Origin of the sequence: Ruegeria lacuscaerulensis (assembly GCF_013031245.1) — a bacterium.
Taxonomy (GTDB): domain Bacteria; phylum Pseudomonadota; class Alphaproteobacteria; order Rhodobacterales; family Rhodobacteraceae; genus Ruegeria; species Ruegeria lacuscaerulensis_C.
In genome coordinates this window covers 53,877-79,631 of the sequence record NZ_WPZL01000008.1, presented here as the reverse complement: position 1 = coordinate 79,631, position 25,755 = coordinate 53,877, and the positions used below count along the sequence as shown (strand labels likewise).

Sequence of the window (25,755 nt, the reverse complement as noted above, 5' to 3'; positions counted from 1 at the left end):
AAATGGACACTGGCCTAAATCTGATGCGCTCTCTAATAATTTGTTATGGAGAGATTGATACGGCCGTCATCCGGATCGCTGAATGCCTTGCTGGTTCTCGAAGTGGCGGTGCGTCACTCCAGCCTGTCGCGCGCGGCGGATGAACTGGGGTTGAGCCAGCCAGCAGTTTCCCGGCACATCACGACGCTGGAAGACAGGCTTGGACAGCCCCTGTTCGAGCGAAACAACAACCAGATCACACCCACGGCCAACGCGATCCGACTGGCCGACGCCATCGCGCTGGGATTTGGGCATGTGGATCTGGCCTGGACGGATATCTCTGCCCCGCGCGACCGGAAAGAGGTCACGCTGGCCTGCACGTTCGGCTTTGCAGACCAGTGGCTGATGCCGCGCTTTTCCGATCTGCGGCGCCATCTGGGCGATGGACGTGTGCGTGTCGTGACGACCGACCAGTTGGGGGATATCGACCTTAGCCGGTTGGACGCCGCGGTGGTCTGGGACCCGTCGCGCTTGTCTGATCGCCCCTGTTTTCCGTTGATCCGGTCAGAAACCTTTCCCATCTGTAGCCCTGACTTTCTTGCGGCCCACCCCGAAGCGAAAGAGTGCATTTCCAGAGTTCCCCCTGAATTGTTTCTACATTTCGACGTCGGAGAGTCGGGCTTTATGACGTGGGACAAGTGGTTTACCCATGCACGGCTTGAGCGGCCTTCCTTCGGAAACTTCACGGCCTTCGATGCCTATCCATTCCTGTTGCAATCCGTCCGGCGCGGAGAGGGCATCGGTCTCGGCTGGCGTGGACTTGTCGACCAGTCGCTGGCCAACTGCGAGGTTTTGCGCCTTGGGCCATCCGTCTCGGACCGAGAGGTGTCTTACTATCTGCAGCATCGCCCAGTTCGCAACGAAAATGGTACTCTCGGGCGAATGCTACGCTGGTTTCAGCGCGCTGTGTCCGTTTAGGATGGCGGTGTGGCCTGCATGTACCTTCCTGGATCCGCAATGTCCGACTATCGCCCACGCCATGCGGCGCAATCGCCGGGAAGGGTGAGGATCGACGCCAAATCCTTCGGTGCCCTGTGTCGGCACTCAAATTGATAAGGAAGGCTACATCAACGCATTCAGGGGTTGGGTTTGGGACTCGACGTTAACTGAAACGATGCTAAAGACATGTCGATCCGCAAGATTGACATGCGTGGGCGAACGGAAACTGGCCACCCGTTCGGAATTACTGCTTAAGTCGCATATGTGGTCCCGACTCCCTCGAATTTCAGTGCCAGTTGTCCGGAAGCTGTTCTTTCTTTCGGGCCATGAAATCGCGCAACCCGTCATCTATTCCCTCGTCCAGCAGCGGCGGCTCGTAGGTTCTGAGCTGCTCTTTCCACTTCCTGTTGGCGCGTCTCGCCATATCTGTGCCGCCCTGATCGGACCAGGTTTCGAAGGCTTGCGTATCTGACAGTTCAGCCTCATAGAACGCAGTCTCGTAGTTTCTCATCGTATGGGCGCAGCCAAAGAAATGCCCGCCCGGCCCGACCTCGGAAAAAGCGTCCATCGCAAAGGCGTCCTCTTCGACCGGCAGCCCTTTCAGAAAACGGTGCATAGCGCCCAGATAATCCGCATCCATGACCAGCTTTTCGTAGGACAGCGTCAGCGCGCCCTCCAGCCAACCCGCGGATTGCAGCACGAAATTCGCCCCGCTCAGGACTGAGGCGTGCAACGCGGTCACGCTTTCCATCATCGCCTGTGCATCCGGCAGTTTTGAACTGGTAAACGCACCCGAACACCGGACTGGCAGCCCAACGCGCCGCGCCAGTTGCCCGGCCACATAGGATGCCAGCGCCGATTCAGGCGTGCCGAAGGAAGGTGAACCGGATCTCAGATCTACCGAGGTGACAAAATTACCGAAGATCACCGGCGCGCCGGGCCGGACGAGTTGCGCAAGTGCGCAGCCCACCAGTACCTCGGAATACGCCTGCGTCACAGCTGCGATCATCGACACGGGCGCCGTTGCGCCGCCCAGAACGAAAGGCACAATGACGGGGCATTGTCCAGCTGCAGCGTAGGTGCGTATCGCCCCTGACATAGCGTGATCGAACACCAAGGGCGAATTCATGTTGATGTTGCCCATGATCACGCAGTTTTTCTCAACAAAGTCACGCCCAAACACGATACGCGCCATCTCGATACTGTCGGCGGCACGTTCTGGTGCGGTCACCGAGCCCATGAACGGTTTATCGCTCCATTTGAGGTGGGCATAGACCATGTCCAGATGCCGTTTGTTCACCGGCAGATCCGTCGGTTCGCAGGTTGTTCCCCCGGAATGGTGCAGCCAGGGCGAGGCATAGACCAGCTTGGTCAGGTTCTCGAAATCCCGGATGGTCCCGTATCGGCGCCCGTTGTCGAGGTCGCTGACGAACGGCATACCATAGGCGGGCGCAAAGACCACATTGTTACCGCCAAGCTCGATCGTCCGCGCCGGGTTGCGCGCGTGCTGGTGGAAGAGTTTCGGCGCGGTCTTGAGTAGCGAATGCAACAGACCGGGCGGGAAGCGCACCCGGTCCCCTGCCACGTCCGCCCCTGCATCGCGCCAGAGGCGCAGGGCTTCGGGATCGTCGATGAACTTTACGCCGATCTCGCTCAGCAAACGTTCCGAATGGGCCTCGATTAATTCCAGACCTTCGGCGCGCATCAGGTCATAGGTAGGAATCTCGCGACGTACGCCTGTGATGGTTGAAGGCTCTGATGTATGCGAATTGCGACGGTCCCGGCGTCGGTGGGCGGTGCGTGGCATGATAAATCCTGCAACTCGTGGATTGTTCGGGAATGCTCCCGCAAATTGCCGTTCCTGACTTCATCAGAAACGACAACTGTATTCGTTCGCGACATCATTTCGCTCATGGTCAGTCACAAACCCGACATCCGTCCAGACCGATGGCGACGTTCCTGTGAATGGAAAGCTGGCCGCGCTTCGGTTTTGCCCTACGCCAAGGCGTATATCGGAATTGCCAGTCCGGCCAAATTTTCCCGCCCCACCGCCATGTATTGCGGCGCGGACCGCCAGATCGCAGGCGGTATGTCAAAAACCCAGCAAATAAAAGCCGCTGTGCCCAAATGGGCAATCCGGTATAGATTGGTGTGGGAACAGTTAACTTGCATGTATATTTAACAAGCGAGGTTCGCAATTTGTCGAAGTCGAAGAGTTCCGGATTGAATTCGGCGGAGATCTATTGTTTTGCCGCCGCCGGCGAGAAAACCACTGCTGGCTTCCGAACGCCGCCCGTTCCAGATTGAGCATTATAAGGAATGGCCAACTGCTTTGACGGCATCGCTGACAGCCCCTTTAAATTGGTCGGGGATCTGGCGCTGATCCTCGCCCCCCGAAACAGAAACCCGGGTGTTTAACGCCCGACGCCCACGTAAATGTCAAAGCCCGATTTCAGGGTCGTGCTTTTAGAATAGATGTTCCGCAAATCGACCATGCGGGGGTTATTCATCGCACCTGCCAACTCGGTCAAATTCAGAGCCCGGAACTCGTTCCATTCCGTCAGTAACACAACGGCGTCTGCGTCTTTCGCGGCAACATAAGGATCGTCGAGCCATTCGACCCCCGGCAATAGGGTTTCACCTTCGGATTTGCCTTGTGGGTCGACGACACGAACGCTGGCTCCACCCCCGATAAGAGCAGGAACGATAGTTAGCGAGGGTGCGTCGCGCATGTCGTCGGTGTTGGGTTTGAACGTCACGCCGAGGACCGCAATGGTTTTGCCGTTAAAACTATCATCGCAGGCTTCGCGAATTTTTTCGATCATCCGTTTCTTGACCTCGTCATTCACGCGAATGACGGTTTCGGTGATTTGCATTGGGTAGGCATGTTCCTGACCGATCCGCGCAAGCGCTGCAGTGTCTTTCGGAAAGCAAGAGCCGCCATATCCCGGCCCTGCGTGCAGGAACTTGTTGCCGATACGGCCATCCAGACCAATCCCGCGCGACACTTCCTTGACGTCAGCGCCGACACGTTCGCACAGGCCGGCAATTTCGTTGATAAAAGTGATCTTGGTCGCCAGAAATGCGTTGGCGGCGTATTTGATCATCTCGGCGCTTTCCAGATCTGTGGTCAAGATTGGAAAGTCACGCAGATAAAGTGGCCGGTATATCTCGGCCATCACATCGGCCGCCCGATCACTTTCAACGCCGACAACCACCCGATCGGGGCGCATGAAATCGTCAATGGCGGCGCCTTCGCGAAGGAATTCAGGGTTTGACGCCACATCGAAATCCGCCATCGGATTTGCAGCGGCAACGACCTCTTGAACTTTGCGGTTGGTTCCCACCGGAACAGTAGATTTCGTAATGATCACTGTATAGCCGGTTACTGCTTGAGCGATCTCTTCAGCGGCGGCCATCACATAAGTCAGGTCGGCATGTCCGTCCCCACGGCGGGTGGGGGTGCCAACGGCGATAAAGACCGCATCTGCGTTTTCAACCGCAGCAGCCAGATCGGTGGTAAAGCTCAACCGTCCTGCGGCCACGTTTTTGGCCATAAGGGTATCCAGACCCGGTTCATAGATGGGGACTTCACCATCCTGCAGAGTTTTTATCTTACGATCGGCCTTGTCGACACAGATCACGTCATGTCCAAAATCGGAAAAACATACACCGGACACCAGGCCAACGTAGCCTGTTCCGATCATCGCAATACGCATTCTATGAAACCCTTCCGACCAATAAACATCATTGGCACTCATACATTCAGGAAAGTTCCGCCGGTTTCAATGGCTGTCCGGCGACTTGGGTTGCATTCCGGGACATCTTGTTGTCTTGAGAAGACAATAAGCGCACAAAATTCCGTGGGAAAATACTATGACAAAAAAGGCGTTGATTACTGGTATCACAGGACAGGATGGGTCTTACCTGGCCGAATTCCTGCTGGAAAAAGGTTACGAGGTGCACGGGATTAAGCGACGTGCATCTTCCTTTAATACCCAGCGGATCGATCATATCTACCAGGATCCTCATGATCCAAACCCAAAGCTGCATTTGCATTATGGCGATCTGAGCGACACGTCGAACCTGACGCGAATCATTCAGGAAGTTCAGCCTGACGAAGTTTATAACCTGGGCGCGCAGTCCCACGTGGCCGTTAGTTTTGAGTCGCCAGAGTACACCGCCGATGTAGACGCGATCGGTACCCTGCGCCTACTAGAAGCGATCCGCTTTCTGGGGCTGGAAAAGAAAACACGGTTTTATCAGGCCTCTACGTCAGAACTGTATGGTCTGGTTCAGGAAACGCCCCAGCGTGAGACGACGCCCTTTTATCCACGTTCGCCCTATGCGGTGGCCAAATTGTATTCCTATTGGATCACCGTGAATTATCGCGAAGCCTACGGGATGTATGCCTGTAATGGCATCCTCTTCAATCACGAAAGCCCGCGTCGTGGCGAAACCTTTGTGACGCGAAAGATCACGCGAGGTTTGGCGAATATTGCGCAGGGCCTCGAAGATTGTCTTTACATGGGTAATATCGACAGTCTGCGGGATTGGGGTCATGCCAAAGACTATGTGCGGATGCAGTGGCTGATGCTGCAACAGGACAACCCCGAGGATTTTGTAATCGCAACGGGCGTGCAATATTCGGTTCGTCAGTTCATTGAATGGTCTGCTGCCGAATTGGGTGTCACGCTGGAATTCTCGGGCCAAGGCGTGGATGAAATCGCGACCGTTAAATCCATTGAGGGCGACAATGCTCCGGCACTGAATCCCGGCGATGTGGTTATGCGTATCGATCCGCAGTACTTCCGCCCGGCCGAAGTTGAAACACTGTTGGGTGATCCATCGAACGCCAAAACCAAGCTAGGTTGGGTGCCTGAATTGACCGTGCAGGAAATGTGCGCCGAGATGGTTGTCGAGGACCTGAAAACGGCGAAACGCCATGCGCTGTTGAAAGAACACGGGTACGAATTGCCGGTGAGCCTGGAAAACGGCTGAGGAGGGCACTATGCGTAAAATCTACGTTGCGGGTCACCGCGGCATGGTTGGCGGTGCAATCCTGCGCCGTCTACAGGACCGGCAGGCGGCGGGTGAAGCGCTTGAGCTGATTTCCCGTACACATTCCGAGCTGGATCTGACCGATCAGGCAGCTGTGCGAGGGTTTATGCAGGCCGAGCGCCCGGATGTGGTCATTCTGGCCGCAGCCAAAGTTGGCGGCATTCACGCCAACAACACTTACCCGGCTGATTTCATTTACGAAAACCTGATGATCGAGTGCAATGTGATTCATCAGTCCTTTGCTGCCGGGGTCAAACATCTGCTGCAGTTGGGAAGCTCGTGCATCTATCCTCGGGCCGTCCCGCAACCCATGCGAGAAGACGCATTGCTGACAGGCGTCCTGGAGCCTACCAATGAACCTTATGCGGTTGCCAAGATCGCCGGGATCAAGCTGTGTGAAAGCTATAATCGTCAGCATGGGGTCGATTACCGTTCGGTCATGCCGACCAACCTTTATGGCCCGGGTGACAACTTCCACCCTGAAAACAGCCATGTTCTGCCCGCTCTGATCCGCCGATTCCACGAGGCGCAGCGCGACGGTCTGGACGAAGTCGTGATCTGGGGCACCGGTAAACCTCGCCGCGAATTCCTGCATGTGGGTGACATGGCCGAGGCCTCTCTGTACGTACTCGACCTGCCGCGCGAGGTATATGAGGCAAACACCCAGCCGATGCTGAGCCATATCAATGTGGGCTGCGGTGAGGATATCTCGATCGCCGAACTGGCTGCACTGGTGGCCAAGATCACCGGGTTTACCGGGCGGATCACGCAGGATGTCAGCAAACCGGACGGCACCATGCGCAAGCTGATGGATGTATCCCGCCTGGCCGATATGGGATGGCGCGCGCGGATCGGGCTCGAAGACGGTATCCGTGAAACCTATGCATGGTTCCTGGATCAGGCGGACGCGGATCTGCGGGCCAAGTAACCGCCCGATCAAAGGGCCGGGCGGTTTGGCCGGTCAGAACCAGCGGCCAATTGCGGTGGCCGTTGGCGATATGATTGTCGCATCGTTTGAAATTGACAGGACCTTAAACGTTACTGTTGCCTCTGTCGGTGCGTCAAAGCCAACAAAACGGTTGGTCATGCTGCCGCTTCCACTGACAGCGACCGTGGTGCCGGTCGCAAAGGCGATAGGAAAATCCCAGGACGCCAAATTGCTGGTGAATAACGCACCGTCTGCAACCGTGCAGTCCATTGCCGGTAACGTGGCAGTACAAATCTGCGTTCCGTCCGCAAACCGGACGTAATCTCCATTGGCTGTGGTGCCACGTTCAATCACTGCACCCGTCGGAGTACCTGCGTTTTCGGCGACGGTTCCCAGCAGATTGCCCGGGCCGTATCCGTAGTCCGCGCGCATCAGGCGACCGGCCGTCGTGTCGTCGGCACTGGCCTGAACGGCGGCGCCACTGGCGGTTCCGGATGCGGGGTCAAAACTCAGCGCTTCGGTCCATGTGCCTCCGTCGAGCGAGACCTTGATGGATAAGCCGGTGTTTCCGGACAGTCCCAATTCAGCATGTCCCGTCCAGTTGGACTGAAACAGCAGGGATGCGGTGTCGCCTGCACTGGCCTTGTTGATCTTTAATTGATGCCCGTTTCCGTCATGGCTAAGCAGTGTCGCCGGGGACCGCACGGACAGGCGATTTGTGCTGTCGTACCCGGTGGCTACACCCACTCCATCCAGGTTTTGAGTCGCAACCGGAGGATCGATCCATGTGCCGCCATCCCAAATTTTCAGCTGACCGGCGCTTTCGTCCCATGCGCGCCATCCGGTGCCGGGCGCAATGAAATGCCAGGCGTTGTCCAGCCACGCCGCAAGCATCCCGGTCTGTCCCGTCCAATCACCTGTCGGGAATGCGCCCAATGCGTGAATCTCGCCTTGGTTCGGTACGGCGGGTGGGTTTATTGCGTTTGTCGAGGCTACACTTAACTGAACAATCATATCCAGCTGGCGCAGTGCCTCGTTATGGGTGACATGTTTCTGGGCTTGAGAAGGTTGCAGAAAAGGCAGGCTCAATCGGGGTGAGTTCTGTGACACGGGGCGTCCTCCTGTGGCTTTGGTCCGGCAATTGCGTTGCGCGCCACATTGCCGCGATGCACATGAACCTTGTCTGACCGGACCGGACGCCCGCGAAACCAAATACTAATATACTACGTTGTGGACAGGTCGGTGAAACAGCATCGCCTAAGATGAGATTTGCGTGCTGTACCTTGGTTGGCGGCCTAGATTAATGGATCGGACCCAACACCCGAAAAGCTACCTGAATGATTGGCGCGCTTCGATACACCCAAGCCGTCAGGCTTGGGGTGAAAGTCATGAGTTACCGAAAAGGAAACCAGCTATTGCGCGGCCTGCCCCGTCGCAACGATGTCATGCAGGTAATTGCTCAGATCATCGCGCAGGTCGTCGCGGGCAAGCGCAAAAGCGACCGTTGCCTGCAGGAACCCCGATTTGGATCCGCAGTCAAAACGCTGACCATCGAATTTATACCCAAATACCGGCACACCGTTTCCGATGTCCTCGGCAATCGCGTCTGTTAGCTGAATCTCGCCACCACTGCCTTTTTTCTTCTGGTTCAGATTGTACAGAACCGAGGGGCCAAGAACGTAGCGACCGATGGCGGCCAGATTCGAGGGGGCTTCGCCCGGCTTGGGTTTTTCGACCATACCGCGCGCGCGAACGACTTTGCCGATATTTTCGCACACATCCAGCACCCCGTAGGAACTGGTCTTGTCTGCCGGAACTTCCATGGCAGCAACCATGTTGCCGCCTGTTTCTTCATACGCTTCGATCATCTGCTGAAGGCAAGGCTTGTCGGCTGCGATAACGTCATCGGGAAGCATTACCGCAAATGGTTCATCTCCGATCAGACGACGCGCGCACCAGACCGCATGCCCCAGCCCCAGTGCTTTGTGCTGGCGGATATAGGCAATTGCCCCGCTTTCCATGTTGGTGGCATCCAGGGTTTCCAGCAGGTCGTCCTTACCTTTTGCCTTCAATTCCTGTTCCAGGACAAGGTTATGGTCAAAATAATCTTCAAGCGCAGATTTGCCGCGCGAAGTTACAAAAATGAATTCGGTGATGCCGGCTGCACGGGCTTCGTCAATGGCGTATTGCACCAGCGGGCGATCGACCAGGGTCATGATCTCTTTGGGAACCGATTTCGTCGCTGGCAGAAAGCGGGTACCTAGCCCTGCAACTGGGAAAATCGCCTTTGTGACCTTGCGTGCCATGCTACCTCTCAAAATAAATTCAGTCCCGGCTGGGTATGGTGAGGCCGGTCATTCCTATTAGGACGCAACGCCCGAACAATCAACGCTACCTGTGTCCTTAAACAATAACAGGTCAAAAAGTGCCATCTCGATGCGGTGGAGTCAAAGTTAACCACATTCTCCCGGCGCCTTTTTGCAGGCGCCGGGACAGGTCATCAGGTTTTCGCCATAATGACCTCTAGCGGGTCATGTTCGGCAACAAAGTGATCGGGTGCGATCTCGCTAAGCTGTGGAACATAGCTCGATTGGCCCGCGGATAGACGACTGGGAAGGAACCGCAATGCGGCTTTCGGATCCATGGGCGAGGGCAATTCTCCCGGCAATTTCAGACGTTGGCGGGAACGTTCTACATCCGGATCCGGGATCGGCACTGCCGAGATCAGTGACTTTGTATAAGGGTGAACCGGGTCCGAGCAGATTACCTCGCCATCGCCCAACTCGACGATTCGACCCAGATACAGGACCATGATTCGGTTCGATACCGCGCGTACCACCGAAAGATCGTGACTGATAAAGATCATCGAAAGGCCGAACTCTTGTTGCAGTTCTCGCAACAGTTCCACAATCTGAGCCTGAATGGACACGTCGAGCGCCGAAACCGCCTCATCACAGATGATCAATTTGGGCTTGTTGATCATCGCCCGGGCGATTCCCACTCGCTGGTTCTGCCCGCCAGATAGCTCATGCGGATAACGGTTGATCATGTTGGCTTTCAGGCCCACACGCTCCATCATCTCGGCGACCATTTCCTTGCGTTCGCGCTCGGTCAGATCAGGGCGATAGGTTTTCAACGGCTCGGCTATAGAGGCCGAAATCGTCATGCGCGGATCGAGGCTGGCCAGCGGGTCCTGGAACACGATCTGCAGGTCTTTGCGGTACTTGTTCAACTCGGCGCGTTTCAACCCGACGATAGGATGGCCCAGCCAGCTGACGTTGCCTGCACTTGGTTCGATCAGCTGCAACACGGCCCGGGCCAACGTGGATTTCCCGCAGCCCGACTCGCCGACCACACCCAGCGTTTCACCCTTGCGGATGTCGAAGCTGACGCCATCGACCGCTTTCAGCGGAACTTTATGCCCGAACAACCCGCCTTTGACATGGATCGGAAAGTGAACCTTGACGTCATCAACCTTGAGCAGCGGTTCCTCGACCTTTTCCAACGCTTTGGGTGCGTCACCGGCGTCGATCCGGGGCATCGCATCCAGCAGGGTACGGGTGTATTCGTGCTGAGGTGCGCGGAAAATTTCACGCGTGTCACCGGCCTCGACGAACTGGCCCAGACGCATTACCTGAATGCGGTCGCACATACGGGCGACAACACCCATGTCGTGGGTGATCAGGGCAATAGCGGTGCCTTCGTCCTTTTGCAGCCGTACCATCAGGTCCAGAATGTCTGCCTGCACGGTCACGTCGAGCGCGGTAGTCGGTTCGTCCGCGATCAGCAGCTTGGGATTGCACAGCATCGACATCGCGATCATCACCCGTTGGCGCATCCCGCCGGACAGTTCATGCGGGTACTGGTCCAGGCGCCGTTTGGCCTCGGGAATCCGCACGCGGTCCAGCCATTCCAGGCAACGCGCTCGCGCGGCCGAACCTTGCAGCCCTTCATGCACTTGCAGAACTTCGCGCATTTGCTGGCCGATCCGCAAATGCGGGGTCAGGGCGGTCAGCGGGTCCTGAAAGATCATGCCGACATCATCGCCACGGATCTTGTTCAGCTTGTTGATCGGCAGGTTCAGGATTTCGTTGCCGTTCAGCGTGGCAGATCCCAAGGCCCGCCCGGCAGGAGGCAACAATCCCATCGCGGCCATGAAGGTCTGGCTTTTGCCCGACCCGCTTTCGCCGACGATGCCCAGACATTCGCCGGGGTTGATGTCGAAGCTGATGCCTTTGACGGCCTCGACCACGCCATCGGGGGTATCGAATTGGACGCTCAGGTCCTTAACGGAGAACAGAGACATATCAGCGATCCTTCGGGTCCAGAGCGTCACGCAATCCATCGCCGATGAAGAACATCGAGATGATGATGGCGACATAGAATGTCAGGGGGTACATCAGCTGCCACAGGGTTCCGTAGGCCATCGTTCCTGCCCCTTCGGCGATCAGACGGCCGAGCGACGTGTACGGCTCCGAAATGCCAAGGCCCAGGAATGAGATGAAACTCTCGATGAGGATCATTTCAGGCACCAGAAGCGAGGCATATACGATCACCACGCCCAACAGGTTGGGTAAGATATGGCGGTACATGATGGTGAATTCGCTGACACCGGCGGCGCGGGCGGCCTCGATGAACTCGCGGTTTTTCAGGGTCAGAGTCTGGCCGCGCACGATCCGCGCCATGGTCAGCCAGCCGACCGCGCCCAGGGCGATGAACAGCGTAACGAACGACCGTCCGGCCACCACCAGCAACAGGATGATGATCAGTGTCGTCGGTATCGCCAGCATGATATCGACGAAACGCATCATCAGACTGTCAGTGCGTCCGCCGATATAACCTGCGGCAATGCCATAGCAGGTGCCGACGATCAGCGCCGTCGCGGCGCCGATCAGGCCCACCAGCAGCGAGATTGTCGTTGCCTGAATGACCCGGCTGTAGAGGTCACGCCCCAGGTCGTCGACACCGAAAAAGTGTCCGGTTTCGACAGACGGCATCCCCATGCCGCGCACGTCGCCCATGACGTTCCAGTCAATCTCCTCGTTGGTCCATACGGCGAAATAGGGGCCAACAATAGTGAACAGAACGATCAGGCCCAATATAAGTACGCTGGCCATTGCGGCCTTGTTGCGGACAAACCGCATCCGCGCGTCCTGCCACAGCGAACGCCCCTGAATGGCTGTGTAATCGGTGATGTCTTCGGCCAGGTGGGCGGCTTTTTGAGATTTTCCAAGCATTGCCAGCCCCTCAGTAACGGATTTTCGGATCGAACCAGGCATAAGCCAGGTCGGTCAACAGGTTCACGATAACGGTCAGCGCGCCATAAAGGATGGTGACACCCAACAGCACGGCATAGTCTCTCGACAGGGCCGAGCCGACGTAAGCCTGACCCAAACCACCGGTCGAGAAATAGATGTCTACGAATACCGAACCAGTCAGAACGTAGACGAAAACCGGTCCCAGATAGGACACCACCGGCAGCAGCGTGGGTTTCAGCGCGTGGCGCCAGATCACGGTGCGGGTCGGCAGCCCCTTAGCTCGGGCGGTGCGGATGAAGTTCGAGTTCAGCACCTCGAGCATCGACGACCGGGTGATCCGCGCGATGGACCCCATGTAGGACGTCGCCAGGGCGATTACCGGCATGACCAGATATTGCCATTGACCACCATTCCAGCCGCCGCCCGGCAGCCAGCCCAGCCACAGCGTGAAGGTCAGGATCAGGATCGGGCCCATGATGAAGTTCGGGAGCGCTTGCGCCGCGATCCCCAGACCGACGGCGAAATAGTCGATCCAGCTGTTATGTTTGATCGCGGCGGCTATGCCGAGTGCTACACCGATGGACGTGGCGACCAGAAACGACAGCGAGCCGTAGGTCAGCGAGATCGGGAAGCCCTGCGCGATGATGTCATTCACATCCCGGTCCTTGAACTTGAAGGACGGACCGAAATCGAAATGCACGACGATGTTGTAGAGGTAGTCCCACAGCTGCTTCCACAGCGGCTGGTCCAGCCCGTAGCGTGCCTCGATATTGGCCAGAACCGCAGGCGGCAGAGGCCGTTCTGAGGTGAAGGGCCCGCCAGGCGCGTAGTGCATTAAAAAGAAACAGGCGACGATCAGCAACAGGATCGTCGGTATGGCGACCAGTAGTCGCCTTAGGCTATAGGCAAGCATTTCATGCCCCCATGTTTATTGGCCCTGCCCCGGGCGGTCCCGGGGCAGGGCGCGGTTCAAAGACGATTACTCGGCGCGCTTGTAGAGGTTCTTCGAGTACCAGTTCTGCTCGACGTTATCGATGGGCCAGTTCCCAACGTCGCTGTCCATCATGTAGACGCCAGCATAGTGGTAGATCGGAATAACCGGAGTTTCCTGCGCAATGATACGTTCAACCTCAGTGTACAGAGGTGCCGGATCGTCGGCAGTTTTGGCTTCGGTCAGCAGTTCGTCGACACGGGCGTTGGCGTATTTGCCGTCGTTATAGCCCGACTGCGATTGCAGCAAGTCAAGGAAGGTGGACGCCTCGTTGTAGTCGCCGCACCATGCGCCACGGGCCAGATCAAAGTTCTGGTTGCCGCGCTCTTCCAGGAACACTTTCCATTCCATGTTGGCCAGCTCGACATTCACGCCCAGCTTCTGTTTCCACATCTGGCTCAGTGCAACGGCGACCTTTTTGTGGTCTTCGTTGGTGTTGTAGACCATCTCAAAGCTCAGTGGATTGTCCGGGCCAAATCCCGCGCCTGCCAGCAATTCCTTGGCCAGTTCATCCCGTTCGGCCTGGGTCATCGAGGCCATTTCAACTTCGGGCACGGTAAACCCTGCGGTCGCTTCGGGCGCGAAGGTGTAGGCTTGCGGCTGGCCGCCCGCCATCACTTTTTCGGTAATGATCTCACGATCTACTGCCAGCGACAGGGCTTGACGGACATTGGGGTCTTTGAAGGCTTCGGGGCCGCCATCGGACAGATTGAACGTGTAATAGTAGTTACACAGGCGCGGGAAGCTGATCGCTTCTTCAGGGTGTTCCTGGCTCAGACGCGGGAACTGACCTGCGGGAACTTCAGTGCGGTCCAGCTCACCGGCGAGGTAGCGGGTCAGGGCAACGTTCTCGTCGTTGATGATCAGAGCAACCACTTTGTCGAGAATGGTGTTTTCGTTGTCCCAATACATTTCGTTGCGCTCACGAACCGAACGTTCCTGCGGCACATGCTCAGTCAGGATGTAGGCGCCGTTCGAGACGATGTTTTCAGGGCGGGTCCAGGCGTCGCCATGTTCCTCGATCACTTTCTGCGGGGCAGGGAAGGTGGTCGAGTGCGTGGTCATCTGCGGGAAGTACGGCAGCGGCGCGCTCAGCGTGACTTCCAGCGTGTGATCGTCGATGGCTTTGACGCCAAGTTCGTCAATCGACTTGTCCCCGGCAATGATCTCGGCAGCGTTCTGGATCGACATCAGTTCCATGAACCAGGCATAGGGCGAGGACAGTTCTGGATCGACAGCGCGTTTCCAGGCATAAACAAAATCACCTGCAGTGACCGGGTCGCCATTGGACCATTTTGCGTTGTCGCGCAGGGTGAAAGTATAGACGTCCTTGGTGTCATTGGCGGTGTAGCCAGTGGCAACGCCGGGAACCAGATTGCCATCTTCGTCCTGGTTCATCAGACCTTCGAAAAGGTCGCGGGTAATTTCCGCGCCGTATGTGTCTTCTACAACCTGCGGGTCGACCGAGCTGTGCTCGTCTCCAAGGCGATAGATGAAGGTCTGGTCATCCGCCAGCGCTTCGCCGGTTTCCGGATGGGTGCCGGCAGCAAAGGCTGCACCGGTGATCATGGTCGAAGTCAGTAGACCCGCCAGAGACGTCCGAATGTACTTGTTCATGTTTTTCAACTCCCGTTTTTTTGGCGGCAAGGCACGCACATCCTTTCAGGATGGTTGCTGGCCACCATGTTTGTCCGACCCAGAGAGACCGGGACTGGTTCGAATTTTGCTTTGTCAGATCGCAATGAACACCGCGTCGCAGTCTTTCGGTTTGCAGTCGGGAACGTGTTTGCAAAAGTTGCCTTTCACTGTCGCCGAACGTGGCACTATTTAAAAAAATGTTAAAGCCTTTGCCTACAATTTGGGCAACCAGAGGCGGATTGTGAATGAAACAGGGACTGTACCGGAAATATAATAATGAAACCCGACGGCTTCTTGACATTTTTGTGAAGGGGGCAGTCGTGTGCTCGTCCGCAATGCTCTGGTTGGAGCCGATTTTGACGTCGGGTCCAGCGCGAATCGCTAGCGGATCAGGTCCGTTTTCATACGAGCTTCGGGGAAGCAGGTTGGCGCGCGGCCCGCTGTCTGCTGCCATCGGCCGATCGAACGGCGCGTTTTGAATCCCGGCAATCCGTCCGCGCCTCCGACATCGTGGCCTTTCTGTTCAAGAGCGCGCTGCATGGCTGCGACATCGGACCGATACAGATTGCCGACTTTGCCCCAGCGCCCTGTAAAGTTTCCGACACCGTATTGAATGCGGTCGCCGACATGGCCCACGAACAGAGCGTAGAGATCGCTTTTGTTGTAGTCCTTGAGGACATAGAAATTTGGCGTCACAAGGAAAGCGGGTCCGTTTCGGCCCGCAGGCATCATCAGGTATCCTTCACCGGCCAGTTCATGTTTCGGAAAAGGCTTGCCCGAAACCCGGGTAATCCCAATCGCTGCCCAGTCCTGAACTGGCTTACCTTGATCCGGGCCCTCCAGCGCACAGGAAACCGAGGCCGGGACCGTGACTTCGAAGCCCCAGTCGCGCCCGGTGATCCAGCCATGTTGGGCAAGGAAGTTTCCGATGGACGCGATTGTATCCTCGGCTGAACCCCAGATATCGGATCGCCCGTCACCGCTCCCGTCCGCTGCATAGGTCAGAAAGTTCGAAGGCATGAACTGTGGCTGACCAAGCGCCCCGGCCCAACTGCTTTTCAATGTGCCCGGTGGCGCGTGGCCTGACTCGGCAATTTGCAGAGCGGCAATAAGTTCGCCGGTAAAGTAATCCGCACGAGCGCTCATGAAACCCTTGGTTCCCAGCACTTGAAATGCATCGTGACGAATGGGAACCTGACCGTAACCGCTCTCACGTCCCCAGATGGCCAATATGATACGTCCGGGAACTCCTGTTTCGGCCTCGACACGTGACAGCACCGCCGCGTGCCGACGCGCCATCTGGCGACCCACAGATGTGGCCCCCTGAACCGAACCTGCATTGAAGTAGCGACCAGGCGAGCCAAACTCAGCCTGTTTTTGCTGTTTTGGAGTTTGCGCCGAACTGCCCGGCGGAATCAGATCCGGCAGCTTCCAGTTCAGGGTAACCCCTTCAAAAGCTTGTCGCATGGTGCGGCGAGAGACGCCTTTGGCTTTCGCCAGCGGCCAGACAGTATCCTGTAGCCAGTTCTGAAATTGCCGTTCGACAGCCGCACGATCCTGTGCTGCAACGCTTGAAGACAGGCACCAGAGACTGAGGGTGAAAATGATCCAACGCATTACCAAAATGTCTCACCTGACCGTGAATGCAAGTCAACTGCAACGTCGGCTTCCTTTTGCATGTGCCTAACGCCAAGGGTGTTCATGTGTGGTGTGCGAAAATCATTAGTTTCGGAAAATCCTTGAGAAATCCCGTGACTCTGCCGATAGTTGGCCGGAGGCAAAGGGAGAAGAGGACAATCAGGCGTGGCCCCACTCAAACCCTTATCTGTGTTATTGGCGGTTCCGGCAGCGGTCGCGATCATTGCGGCATCGACGCAGATGGCATGGGCGAGCGACAGTTTCATGGATCCACAGGGCCCGATCGCGGCCGTCCAGAAAACCCACCTTTTGCGTGCAACTGTGCTGATCCTGGTCGCGGTAATCCCTGTGTTGGTTTTGGTGCCCCTGATTGCCTTGCGTTACCGGCGACGCAAAGGGGCCGATGCCGCCTACCGGCCCAAATGGGATTTCTCCGCCGGTCTGGAATTCGTGATGTGGGGCGTGCCGGTCGTGATCGTGGCGCTTTTGTCATTCTATCTTTGGAAGGCAACGCACCGGTTGGACCCCTACGCAACCCGCTTTGGTGAAACGCCTGCGCTGAACGTTCAGGTTGTCGGTCTTGATTGGAAATGGCTGTTCATTTACCCCGATCTGGGTATCGCAAGTGTCGGAGAGTTGGGGCTACCGGTTAAACAACAGGTCGCGATGACGCTGACCACGGACACCGTGATGCAATCCTTCATGATCCCTGCCTTGGCTGGTCAGATTTACGCCATGCCTGGTATGACGACGCAACTGCACCTCGTGGCGGATACGCCCGAGACAATGCAGGGTGAGAATACGCAGTACAATGGCCGCGGCTTCACCAAACAGAAATTCGAAACACTGGCGATGCAGCCCGAAGATTTCAACGCCTGGGTTGAAGGCGTGCGCACCAACGGCATTCCGCTGGACCCGGATACCTATCGCGCATTGGCCATGCGCACTGACCGGGATGAGGTTCAGGCCGCGCTGGGTACTGAGCAAATGCCAGACACCGCTTTGTATTTCACTTTAGAGGATGGCGATCTGTTTCAGTCCATTCTGCATCGGTACCACGGCGGAGAACCATTGCCCATTGATCAGCAACCCGGAACCATTGCATTCGGGCAGGAGGCCTCGCAATGACCACCACCGAATCCGGTTTCTTCGGCCGCCTGAACTGGGACGCCTTCCCAATTGTAGGCCTGATCCAGACGCCCAACGCCAATGAGATCGTTGCAAATTCTGCCGCCGCCATTGTGATCATAGGTGTCATCGCCGTGGTCGGTTCGTTGACGTGGTTTCGCCTATGGGGGCTGTTGTGGCGCAACTGGCTGACCAGCGCCGATCACAAGAAGATCGGCATTATGTACATTGTATTTGCCATCGTCATGCTGGCGCGTGGCGTGCTGGAAGGCGTGGTCATGCGCGCCCAGCAGGCGGCTGGGCCGGGTGACGGTTTCCTTGAGGCCGAGCATTTTGCCGAGCTGTTCAGCACCCACGGAACGATCATGATCTTCTTCGTTGCGGTGCCCTTTGTATTTGGCCTGGCAAATTTCCTTGTCCCACTGATGATTGGTGCACGCGATGTGGCTTTCCCGGTAATGAACCAGATCAGTCTGGGTCTGACCGTTTCGGCCGGGATGATGCTGATGGTGTCATTGTTGGTCGGAGAATTCTCGACCGGCGGATGGACGGCCTATCCGCCTTATACCGGTGCCGCGTTCAATCCCGGTGTCGGACCGGACTACTGGATCTGGGCCATCGTCGTCTCAGGCATCGGCACGACCCTGACCGGCATCAACTTTGCCGTCACGATCTACAAACTGCGTGCGCCGGGAATGAAATTTATGCGGTTGCCCATGTATTGCTGGACAATCATTTGCAGTTCGATCCTGATCATCTTTGCCATGCCGCCTCTGGGCGTTGCGGCGCTGCTGTTGGCCGCCGACCGCTATCTGGATTTCCATTTCTTCACCAATGATCTCGGCGGCAACATGATGAACTATGCCAATCTGTTCTGGCTGTTCGGCCACCCCGAGGTCTACCTGCTGGTGCTTCCGGCCTATGGCATTTATTCCGAGGTTTTCTCAACGTTCTCGGCCAAGCGCCTTTATGGTTACAACTCGCTGGTCATCGCCACGATGTCGATTGCGGTACTGTCCTTTACCGTCTGGTTGCACCACTTCTTCACCATGGGCCAAAGCGCGTTGATCAACGCGGTCTTCGGCATTGCCACAATGCTGATTGCAATCCCGACCGGCGTGAAGGTCTATGACTGGATGGCGACACTGTTCCGGGGTCGGATCCGGTTTTCGGTACCCATGCTCTATGGATTGGCCTTCCTGATGCTGTTCGTCATCGGAGGGTTGTCCGGAGTGATCCTCGCCAATCCAACGGTCGATTATCAGGTTCACAACACCCTGTTTCTGGTCGCCCACTTCCACAACGTACTGTTGCCGGGCGTGCTGTTCGGTCTGCTGGCCGGGTACAATTACTGGTTTCCCAAGGCTTTCGGCTTCCGCCTGAACGAGTTCTGGGGCCGGGTCACAGTTGCGCTGTGGACGGTCGGTTTCATGCTTACCTTCCTGCCGCTGTATTTTGTCGGTCTAATGGGAATGCCGCGCCGGTCTTTCAGCTGGGAAGATCCGAGTTTTCATCCCTACATGATCATCGCCGTCCTGGGTGCTTTGGTAATATTGGCTGCTCTGTTGTCGGTGATTGTCCAGTTGTGGGTCAGCATTCGCGACCGCGAAAAGACCCGGGTTCCGGTTGGGGATCCGTGGGACGCGCATACGCTGGAGTGGTCAATTCCGGCACCGCCGCCACCCTACAACTTTGCCATCATCCCGAAAGTGACGGACCGGGATAATTTTGCTGCCGCCAAAGAACGTGGGGAAGCCTACCCGACACCGGACGCATACGAGGACATCACAATGCCGCGCAATACCGGGATCGGGTTCATGCTGTGCGTACTCAGTGGCGTCTGGATGTTCGCGCTGGTCTGGTGGATCTGGTGGCTCGCGGCACTGATGACCGTTCTCATGTTGCTGTCGTTCATCCTCTGGACCTTCAGAATCGATACCGAAGAAGTCATCCCCGCCGCGGAAGTGCGTAAGCGGCACGAAGCCTGGCTTGATCTGGTTCACAATGCGACACCCGTTGACCGTGACTATGAAAGCGCTCCGGAAAACCGCGGCCTCGCACGCCCAGATCTGGAGGCCGCCACTTGAAGCGCGCGCCGACACACAGCTACCCGGGGCTTAACCTCGGTCGGCGGCATGCCAGCGCCGACAAGGCCAGTCAGGTCGTCACCTTTGGCTTCTGGGTCTTTCTGATGAGCGATCTGGTCTATTTCGGCCTGATGTTCGCCATCTATATTACCATGATCGACGCGCAGGCAGGCGGACCGGGCCCGCATGAGCTGTTTGACCTGAAGAGCATTTTTGCGCAAACGATGATCCTGTTGACCAGCAGCCTCACAGTGGGGTTGGCGATGCTGGCCCTGAAATACAATCTGCCACGAATACGGATCGTGCTGTGGTTCTGTGTGACGCTTGTGTTGGGGCTCAGTTTTCTGGTGCTGGAAATCCGCGATTTCATCGCAATGGCGGAGCAGGGCGGGATACCGCAGCGCAGTGGATTCCTTTCAGCGTTTTATGGTCTTGTACCGTTGCATGGGCTTCATGTCGCGGCCGGTTGTTTATGGTTGATTGTGCTGGGCATCCAGTTGCGTGTGTTCGGCCTGACCGATTTGCTGATGTCGCGCGTGGTGCGGCTTGCCCTGTTCTGGCACTTCCTTGACCTGATCTGGATCGGCATCATTACCATCGTTTATTTCGGAGGCCTGACCTATGGATAAGCGCAGTGAGATGCATCGGCGAGAGCGCCGCCGTTATGTGATCGGTTATGGCGGGTCGCTTCTGCTGACGTTGGCGGTATTTCTGATCGCCTACAAATACGGGATCGAAACCAAGGGCGTGTATCTATCCATCTGTCTGCTGGGGCTGGCTCAATTGATCGTTCAGTTGGTCTATTTCCTGCATATCGACCGGCGCCGCAGCAGCCGTGAAGACCTTGACCTTGTTTTGTTTTCGACACTTGTTCTGCTGATTATTATCCTTGGAACAGTTTGGATCATGGGTAATCTGGCGGTGCGAATGCACACTTTCCCAATGTGATGAAGAATCCGCATGAACGGTAACGGACCTCACCCATGAAATCTCTGAAAACTGTAGCTGTTGTCGTGATGTTGGGTGCAATCGCAGCTGGCCTGTTGCTGTATTGGCGCCATGAAGAGCGCTATCCGACGACCAAAGACGCTTATGTGGGCGCGAATATCATTTACGTGGCAGCACAGGTGACTGGTCAGGTCGCCGAGGTCCCGATCACCGAGAACCAGCAGATCAAGACCGGTGATCTGCTGTTCACAATTGACGACACGCAATTCAAGGCATCGGTGGACCAGGCCCAGGCCGATCTGGACAGTTCAATGCAACAGGCGCAAGCCTATTCCACCCAGATCACGGCGGCTGAGGCGGCCGTCGAGTCCACCCAGTCGGCATTCAATACAGCAAAAAGCAATTTTGAACGTACAAAGGCGCTGTTTTCAGATGGAGATGTCGCGCAGGTTTCACTGGATCAGGCGACCACGGAATTCGCGCAGGCCTCGGCCCGGTTGACCACCAGCCAGTCCGCCCTGTTGGCGCTGCAAAGTGGGCTGGCCGCAAAGCAGGACGATGTCCTCTCAGCCCGCGCCCAGCTTGAGATTGCGCAGGCGGATCTGGATTGGACTAATGTCTATGCAATGGCGGATGGCTGGATTGCCAACCTGACTCTGCGCCCCGGGTCGGCGGTGGCTGCAAATGCTCCGCAGTTTTCAATCGTCGAATCCTCGGATTGGTGGGTAGACGCGAACTTCAAGGAAACCTCCTTGCCGCGCATCCGTCCGGGCCAACCGGTGAAAGTTCAGGTCGATATGCTTCCGGGGACGACCCTGACCGGCAAAGTGGCATCAATTGGGCGCGGGTCCGGAGATACGTTCTCGCTGTTGCCGTCCGAGAACGCCAGTGGCAACTGGGTCAAGGTTACACGCCGTTTTCCCGTTCGCATCGAACTCGATCCAACCGACGCACCACTGCGCGTGGGAGGCAGTAGTAAAGTAACGGTGGATACGACAGTAGATCAGGCCGGGAAATGAAAGCTTCGGCGGCAGGCCGCGTCAATCCGGTGATTGTCATCGCCGTAGTCCTCAGCGCCATTCTCGAGGTGCTGGACAGTACGATCGTCAACGTTGCACTGCCTCATATTCAGGCCGCATTCGGCGCGACAACAGATCAGGCAACGTGGATACTGACCAGCTACATAGTTTCGGCTGTAGTGATCATGCCATTAACCGGCTTTGTCGCCCGCCGGGTCGGGCGGCGCAGGCTGATCCTGACCGCCATTACTGGTTTCACCACCATGTCCGTCATGTGCGGCCTGTCCTGGAGTCTGGAGACCATAGTCATCTTTCGCCTGGCCCAGGGCATGTTCGGAGCCTTCCTTATTCCATTGTCGCAATCCATTCTGTTCGACGCGTTCCCACGTGAAAAACGCGGGCAGGCAATGGCTGTATTCGGCCTTGGCGTAGTGGTTGCGCCGGTTTTGGGGCCGACAATCGGGGCGATCCTGACAGAGTATTTCTCGTGGCGGATGGTGTTCTTCGTCAACTTGCCGGTGGCCGCCATGGCGTTGTTGCTGCTGGCCGGAGAGTTGCCGGATGACGAAACCGAAGAGGTCCGGATTGACTGGACGGGGCTGGCGCTGTTGGCCATCGGGATCGGTTGTTTGCAATTCGTACTGGATCAGGGCGAGACCAAGGACTGGCTGTCGTCGCGTGTCATTCAGGTGGCGGTGATCGCCTCTGTACTGGGTGCGCTTGGGTTCGTTTTTCACGCGCTGACTACAAAACAGCCGGTCGTCGACCTGCGCTTGTTTGCGGATCGCAATTTTGCTTTGTGCAATCTGGTCATTGCGGGTTTCGCCATCTCGCTGTTTGGCGGCATCGCAATCTTGCCAACCTTTGTGCAAAATCTGCTGGACTATCCCGTCATCGAGTCTGGCCACCTGTTTATCCCGCGCGGTATCGCTGCGGGAATCTCGATGGTTGGCACGGGGGCCGTTTTGGTAACGCGATTTGATCCTCGGGTGCTTGCAGGGGTGGGCATGTTGTTGACAGCCGTGAGTAATTTCATGCTGGGGGCATTGAATATGAATGCCGGGTTCTGGCAATTGGCTTGGCCAGGGGCCGTTAGCGGCCTGGGCATGGGGCTGGTATTTGTGCCCATGTCGATCCTTGCCTTCGAAAGTATTTCAAAGTCCCGGCAGGATGAAGCCTCGGGTCTGTTCAACGTAACCCGGCAGCTTGGGTCATCGGTCGGAATTTCACTGGTGGGAACGTGGATCGTGCGCGGGCTACAGACAAACACGGCTGTGCTTAGCCAAAACGTGACACCGTACAACCCCGCAGCGCAAGCTTATCTGCAGCCGCTTGGCCTGACACCTGATAGTGCGCAAGGGGCAGCCATTCTGGGGCAGGAAATCGCCAGTCAGGCAGAGCTTATTTCCTATCTGACTGTTTTCAACAATCTGGGTTTGCTGGCTTTGGCGACGATACCGTTTTTATTCTTTTGCAAGGCGCCCAAACCTGGAGCGCAGGCGCCTGTGCCCGCGCATTAGCGCATCAGGACAAGACCCAGCCATAACGCCGCCCAACACAAAACTAGGCTTAGCAGGATATTCCCTGCGGCCAGCGCAATCGAGCGTTCTCGTCTCAACTCCAGCGATTGATAGGCAAAACTGGAAAATGTGGTGAACCCACCGCAAAAACCAAAGACCAGCCGCTTTTCTTCTTCGCCCATCTCGACGGGTCCGCCCAGGTATCCGATCCACAACCCTAACAGCAAACTGCCCAGTATGTTGACGACCAGCGTTGATAAGGGGAGATCATGAGTGATCCGCAACGCCATCCAATGGCGTAGCACCGCGCCCAGACCACCGCCCAGACCGAACATGGCGTGCAGATACAGTTCGCTCATTTCGGTGGTCTCCGCAGGTGAATCCGCCGTCCGATAGCTTCGCCCGCAATGGCAGCAGCGAGGCCAAAGACAATTTCCAGCGTGGCGGCGGAAACCGCGCTCCAGAGGTTGTTCTCTGCCATACGCTCGAGTTCAGCGGCAAAGGAGGAAAAGGTCGATAGACCGCCGCAAAACCCAACGCCACCCAAATGCAGTATGTGCGCATGAACGCGATGCCGAATGGAATAGAGCCAGCCGAGTATGAAACACGCTGCGACATTGATGCCGAATGTGGCTGTCAGTATGGGTGCGCCGGGGATTTGCGCCGCGAACCCCTCGCGCAGCAGCGATCCTGCAGCGCCGCCTACAAATACGGCCAGGAACATGACAGCAGTGGTCCGGACTGCGGGTCGAGTCTGTGTCACGGCCGATGATCCTGCCCAAGTTTGCCTTTCCTTGGGCATACAATTTGCCGCTTGACGGATCAACCTGGGCCAAACCCGGTAATTGCTTCACAAATTCATCCGATCTCGTGATGTCGGGCACAAACGCTTGCAATCAAAAGTCGATTTGTTCCACGGTTGCCGAATGAAACCCTGTCTTTTCAGGTCTGGTGGGCAACACGTTGGGAGAGCACGAATGATTGTACGCAGACTCTATTACATCCTGAGTTACGTCTGCCTGCCGCTGACCTTGCTGTGGGGGTATTTCTGGCCGCCTGCTTATTGGTTGCTGGTTCTTCTGATCCCATACGCCCTGATCGGCCTGTATGACATGCTGACCACAAAGCACAACGTGCTGAACAATTATCCGGTGCTGGGTCATTTCCGGTACATGCTGGAATTTGTCAGCCCGGAAATCCGGCAGTATTTCGTGGAAACCAACGAAAGCGGACGCCCATTCAACCGAATCACGCGCGCGCTTGTCTATTCCCGAGCGAAGGGGCAGGTCGATACCCAGCCCTTCGGCACCCAATACGATATCATGACCGTAGGTTACCACCGCGCGAACCACTCGCTTGCACCCAAGGACGTGTCCGAAAGCGAAGAACGGGTCACTTTGGGTGGTCCTCAATGTTCAAAGCCTTACAGCGCCTCGCGCCTGAACGTGTCCGCCATGAGTTTTGGTGCGCTTAGCGCCAATGCGATCCGGGCACTGAATGGCGGGGCCAGGGACGGCGGTTTTGCGCATAACACCGGCGAGGGCGGTCTTTCCCCGCACCATCTGGCCGAAGGCGGCGATATCATCTGGCAGATCGGTACCGGCTATTTCGGGTGCCGCACGCCCGAGGGTGGGTTCGACAAGGACAAGTTCGCCGAAAAGGCCAGGAAAGAAGTGGTCAAGGCGATCGAGATCAAGCTGTCGCAAGGCGCCAAGCCCTCGCATGGCGGTGTTCTGCCTGCGGCCAAGGTGGACAAGGAGATTGCGGGAATCCGTGGCGTCCCGGAACACCAAGACGTCATTTCGCCGCCCATCCATTCGGCTTTCGAAGGTCCTACCGGCCTTATGCATTTCGTGCGGCATTTGCGAGAGATGTCGGATGGCAAACCCGTCGGGTTCAAACTGTGCATTGGCAGACGGTCCGAGTTCATGGCGATCTGCAAAGCGATGTTGGAAACGGGTATCCTGCCTGATTTCATCACAATTGATGGCGCAGAAGGGGGTACCGGTGCGGCCCCGGTCGAATTCACCAACCGATTGGGCATGCCACTGAACGAGGCCCTGATCTTCGTCAATAATTGTCTGCGCGGTGTGGGGCTGCGCGACAAAATCCGAATTATCTGTTCAGGAAAGGTCGCTACCGGTTATGACATGGTCGAGAAGATTGCTCTTGGCGCCGACATGTGCAACGCGGCGAGGGCGATGATGTTCTCCGTCGGTTGCATTCAGGCCCTGCAATGCAACACGAACCGCTGTCCCTCGGGCGTGGCCACGCAGGATCCGATTCGTGGCCGGGCTGTGCACGTGCCGCAAAAGCGCAAAAGGGTGCATCGGTTCCACGACGCCACTCTGGAAAGCTTTCGTGAGCTTCTTGGTGCCATGGGTAAAGAAAAGGTTTCGGAGCTGCGCCCTGCCGATATCCGCCGCCGCACGGCGGATGAGCGTGAACTGTCATATGCGGAGCTCTACACCTTTATCGATGAGGGCGTTCTGCTGACAGAGGCAATCCCCGAAGGCTTTGCAGAAGATTGGGAATTGGCTTCAGCAGAACGATTCTGATTT

The 25,755-nt window shown here is 56.9% G+C and carries 21 protein-coding genes; 10 read left to right on the top strand and 11 right to left on the bottom strand.

What is annotated here, in order from left to right; all coding sequences use genetic code 11:
• The first annotated feature begins 54 nt into the window (after positions 1-54).
• The gene (locus GOX66_RS12315) at positions 55-957 is read left to right on the top strand and encodes a LysR family transcriptional regulator (protein ID WP_170763037.1); all 903 of its coding nucleotides are present in this window, start codon (positions 55-57) and stop codon (positions 955-957) included.
• 307 nt (positions 958-1,264) lie between these two features.
• On the opposite strand, the gene GOX66_RS12310 is transcribed toward GOX66_RS12315, so the two are convergent.
• Positions 1,265-2,785: a trimethylamine methyltransferase family protein gene (locus tag GOX66_RS12310; RefSeq protein ID WP_170763035.1), complete on the bottom strand. Its 1,521-nt coding sequence runs from the start codon at positions 2,783-2,785 to the stop codon at positions 1,265-1,267.
• Positions 2,786-3,392: 607 nt separating this feature from the next.
• Complete coding sequence (locus GOX66_RS12305) at positions 3,393-4,697, bottom strand: UDP-glucose dehydrogenase family protein (protein ID WP_170763033.1); 1,305 nt, start codon at positions 4,695-4,697, stop codon at positions 3,393-3,395.
• Between the two features lie 157 nt (positions 4,698-4,854).
• On the opposite strand from GOX66_RS12305, the gene gmd reads away from it, so the two are divergent.
• Positions 4,855-5,979 (top strand): GDP-mannose 4,6-dehydratase, encoded by a 1,125-nt coding sequence (gene gmd / locus GOX66_RS12300; RefSeq protein ID WP_170763031.1) that lies wholly within the window; start codon positions 4,855-4,857, stop codon positions 5,977-5,979.
• Between the two features lie 10 nt (positions 5,980-5,989).
• Positions 5,990-6,967 (top strand): GDP-L-fucose synthase, encoded by a 978-nt coding sequence (gene fcl, locus GOX66_RS12295; RefSeq protein WP_170763029.1) that lies wholly within the window; start codon positions 5,990-5,992, stop codon positions 6,965-6,967.
• A 33-nt stretch (positions 6,968-7,000) separates the two neighbouring features.
• Here fcl and GOX66_RS12290 read toward each other — a convergent pair whose 3' ends face one another.
• The 7 genes from GOX66_RS12290 to GOX66_RS12260 all read right to left on the bottom strand — a co-directional run bounded on the left by GOX66_RS12290 (position 7,001) and on the right by GOX66_RS12260 (position 16,471).
• Positions 7,001-8,077, bottom strand: a complete 1,077-nt coding sequence (locus GOX66_RS12290) for a DUF2793 domain-containing protein (protein ID WP_170763027.1) — start codon at positions 8,075-8,077, stop codon at positions 7,001-7,003.
• Between the two features lie 302 nt (positions 8,078-8,379).
• Complete coding sequence (locus GOX66_RS12285; RefSeq protein WP_170763025.1) at positions 8,380-9,273, bottom strand: UTP--glucose-1-phosphate uridylyltransferase; 894 nt, start codon at positions 9,271-9,273, stop codon at positions 8,380-8,382.
• A 194-nt stretch (positions 9,274-9,467) separates the two neighbouring features.
• Positions 9,468-11,273, bottom strand: a complete 1,806-nt coding sequence (locus tag GOX66_RS12280; protein ID WP_170763023.1) for an ABC transporter ATP-binding protein — start codon at positions 11,271-11,273, stop codon at positions 9,468-9,470.
• Position 11,274: 1 nt separating this feature from the next.
• Positions 11,275-12,204, bottom strand: coding sequence for an ABC transporter permease subunit (locus GOX66_RS12275; protein WP_170763022.1), 930 nt, complete (start codon positions 12,202-12,204; stop codon positions 11,275-11,277).
• Positions 12,205-12,214: 10 nt separating this feature from the next.
• Positions 12,215-13,138 carry an oligopeptide ABC transporter permease OppB gene (gene oppB / locus GOX66_RS12270; RefSeq protein WP_170763020.1) on the bottom strand — a complete coding sequence of 308 codons (924 nt, stop codon included), beginning with the start codon at positions 13,136-13,138 and terminating at the stop codon, positions 12,215-12,217.
• A gap of 66 nt (positions 13,139-13,204) precedes the next feature.
• Entirely contained in the window at positions 13,205-14,833 is a 1,629-nt protein-coding gene (locus GOX66_RS12265; protein WP_170763018.1) for a peptide ABC transporter substrate-binding protein, read from the bottom strand.
• Positions 14,834-15,235: 402 nt separating this feature from the next.
• Positions 15,236-16,471, bottom strand: coding sequence for a lytic murein transglycosylase (locus GOX66_RS12260; RefSeq protein ID WP_170763017.1), 1,236 nt, complete (start codon positions 16,469-16,471; stop codon positions 15,236-15,238).
• A gap of 186 nt (positions 16,472-16,657) precedes the next feature.
• Between GOX66_RS12260 and GOX66_RS12255 the strand changes: the two genes are divergently transcribed.
• From GOX66_RS12255 to GOX66_RS12230, 6 genes are read left to right on the top strand one after another with little or no spacing between them, the layout of a single operon-like run.
• Positions 16,658-17,620, top strand: coding sequence for a ubiquinol oxidase subunit II (locus GOX66_RS12255; RefSeq protein ID WP_336509470.1), 963 nt, complete (start codon positions 16,658-16,660; stop codon positions 17,618-17,620).
• A complete protein-coding gene (locus tag GOX66_RS12250) occupies positions 17,617-19,707 on the top strand; it encodes a cbb3-type cytochrome c oxidase subunit I (protein WP_170763015.1) in 2,091 nt (696 codons plus the stop codon). The genes GOX66_RS12255 and GOX66_RS12250 overlap by 4 nt, the downstream gene beginning before the upstream one ends.
• Positions 19,704-20,336, top strand: coding sequence for a cytochrome c oxidase subunit 3 (locus GOX66_RS12245; RefSeq protein ID WP_170763013.1), 633 nt, complete (start codon positions 19,704-19,706; stop codon positions 20,334-20,336). The genes GOX66_RS12250 and GOX66_RS12245 overlap by 4 nt, the downstream gene beginning before the upstream one ends.
• Positions 20,329-20,655 (top strand): cytochrome o ubiquinol oxidase subunit IV, encoded by a 327-nt coding sequence (locus GOX66_RS12240; protein WP_170763011.1) that lies wholly within the window; start codon positions 20,329-20,331, stop codon positions 20,653-20,655. The genes GOX66_RS12245 and GOX66_RS12240 overlap by 8 nt, the downstream gene beginning before the upstream one ends.
• 35 nt (positions 20,656-20,690) lie before the next feature.
• Positions 20,691-21,674 (top strand): HlyD family secretion protein, encoded by a 984-nt coding sequence (locus GOX66_RS12235; RefSeq protein WP_170763009.1) that lies wholly within the window; start codon positions 20,691-20,693, stop codon positions 21,672-21,674.
• Complete coding sequence (locus GOX66_RS12230; RefSeq protein WP_170763007.1) at positions 21,671-23,194, top strand: DHA2 family efflux MFS transporter permease subunit; 1,524 nt, start codon at positions 21,671-21,673, stop codon at positions 23,192-23,194. The genes GOX66_RS12235 and GOX66_RS12230 overlap by 4 nt, the downstream gene beginning before the upstream one ends.
• Here GOX66_RS12230 and crcB read toward each other — a convergent pair.
• Together crcB and GOX66_RS12220 are read right to left on the bottom strand one after the other, a co-directional pair.
• Complete coding sequence (crcB, locus tag GOX66_RS12225) at positions 23,191-23,553, bottom strand: fluoride efflux transporter CrcB (RefSeq protein ID WP_170763005.1); 363 nt, start codon at positions 23,551-23,553, stop codon at positions 23,191-23,193. The genes GOX66_RS12230 and crcB overlap by 4 nt on opposite strands.
• A complete protein-coding gene (locus tag GOX66_RS12220; protein ID WP_336509469.1) occupies positions 23,550-23,957 on the bottom strand; it encodes a fluoride efflux transporter FluC in 408 nt (135 codons plus the stop codon). Before GOX66_RS12220 ends, crcB begins: the two co-directional genes overlap by 4 nt.
• A 214-nt stretch (positions 23,958-24,171) precedes the next feature.
• Between GOX66_RS12220 and GOX66_RS12215 the strand changes: the two genes are divergently transcribed.
• Positions 24,172-25,752 carry an FMN-binding glutamate synthase family protein gene (locus tag GOX66_RS12215; protein WP_170763003.1) on the top strand — a complete coding sequence of 527 codons (1,581 nt, stop codon included), beginning with the start codon at positions 24,172-24,174 and terminating at the stop codon, positions 25,750-25,752.
• Positions 25,753-25,755 lie beyond the last annotated feature (3 nt).

Bases quoted from the DNA above. Each gene is read 5' to 3' on its own strand.
- GOX66_RS12310 (WP_170763035.1), bottom strand. From the start codon at position 2,785: ATGCCACGCACCGCCCACCGACGCCGGGACCGTCGCAATTCGCATACA.
- GOX66_RS12305 (WP_170763033.1), bottom strand. From the start codon at position 4,697: ATGCGTATTGCGATGATCGGAACAGGCTACGTTGGCCTGGTGTCCGGT.
- gmd (WP_170763031.1), top strand. From the start codon at position 4,855: ATGACAAAAAAGGCGTTGATTACTGGTATCACAGGACAGGATGGGTCT.
- fcl (WP_170763029.1), top strand. From the start codon at position 5,990: ATGCGTAAAATCTACGTTGCGGGTCACCGCGGCATGGTTGGCGGTGCA.
- GOX66_RS12285 (WP_170763025.1), bottom strand. From the start codon at position 9,273: ATGGCACGCAAGGTCACAAAGGCGATTTTCCCAGTTGCAGGGCTAGGT.
- GOX66_RS12280 (WP_170763023.1), bottom strand. From the start codon at position 11,273: ATGTCTCTGTTCTCCGTTAAGGACCTGAGCGTCCAATTCGATACCCCC.
- GOX66_RS12275 (WP_170763022.1), bottom strand. From the start codon at position 12,204: ATGCTTGGAAAATCTCAAAAAGCCGCCCACCTGGCCGAAGACATCACC.
- oppB (WP_170763020.1), bottom strand. From the start codon at position 13,138: ATGCTTGCCTATAGCCTAAGGCGACTACTGGTCGCCATACCGACGATC.
- GOX66_RS12265 (WP_170763018.1), bottom strand. From the start codon at position 14,833: ATGAACAAGTACATTCGGACGTCTCTGGCGGGTCTACTGACTTCGACC.
- GOX66_RS12260 (WP_170763017.1), bottom strand. From the start codon at position 16,471: ATGCGTTGGATCATTTTCACCCTCAGTCTCTGGTGCCTGTCTTCAAGC.
- GOX66_RS12250 (WP_170763015.1), top strand. From the start codon at position 17,617: ATGACCACCACCGAATCCGGTTTCTTCGGCCGCCTGAACTGGGACGCC.
- GOX66_RS12240 (WP_170763011.1), top strand. From the start codon at position 20,329: ATGGATAAGCGCAGTGAGATGCATCGGCGAGAGCGCCGCCGTTATGTG.
- GOX66_RS12235 (WP_170763009.1), top strand. From the start codon at position 20,691: ATGAAATCTCTGAAAACTGTAGCTGTTGTCGTGATGTTGGGTGCAATC.
- GOX66_RS12230 (WP_170763007.1), top strand. From the start codon at position 21,671: ATGAAAGCTTCGGCGGCAGGCCGCGTCAATCCGGTGATTGTCATCGCC.
- crcB (WP_170763005.1), bottom strand. From the start codon at position 23,553: ATGAGCGAACTGTATCTGCACGCCATGTTCGGTCTGGGCGGTGGTCTG.
- GOX66_RS12215 (WP_170763003.1), top strand. From the start codon at position 24,172: ATGATTGTACGCAGACTCTATTACATCCTGAGTTACGTCTGCCTGCCG.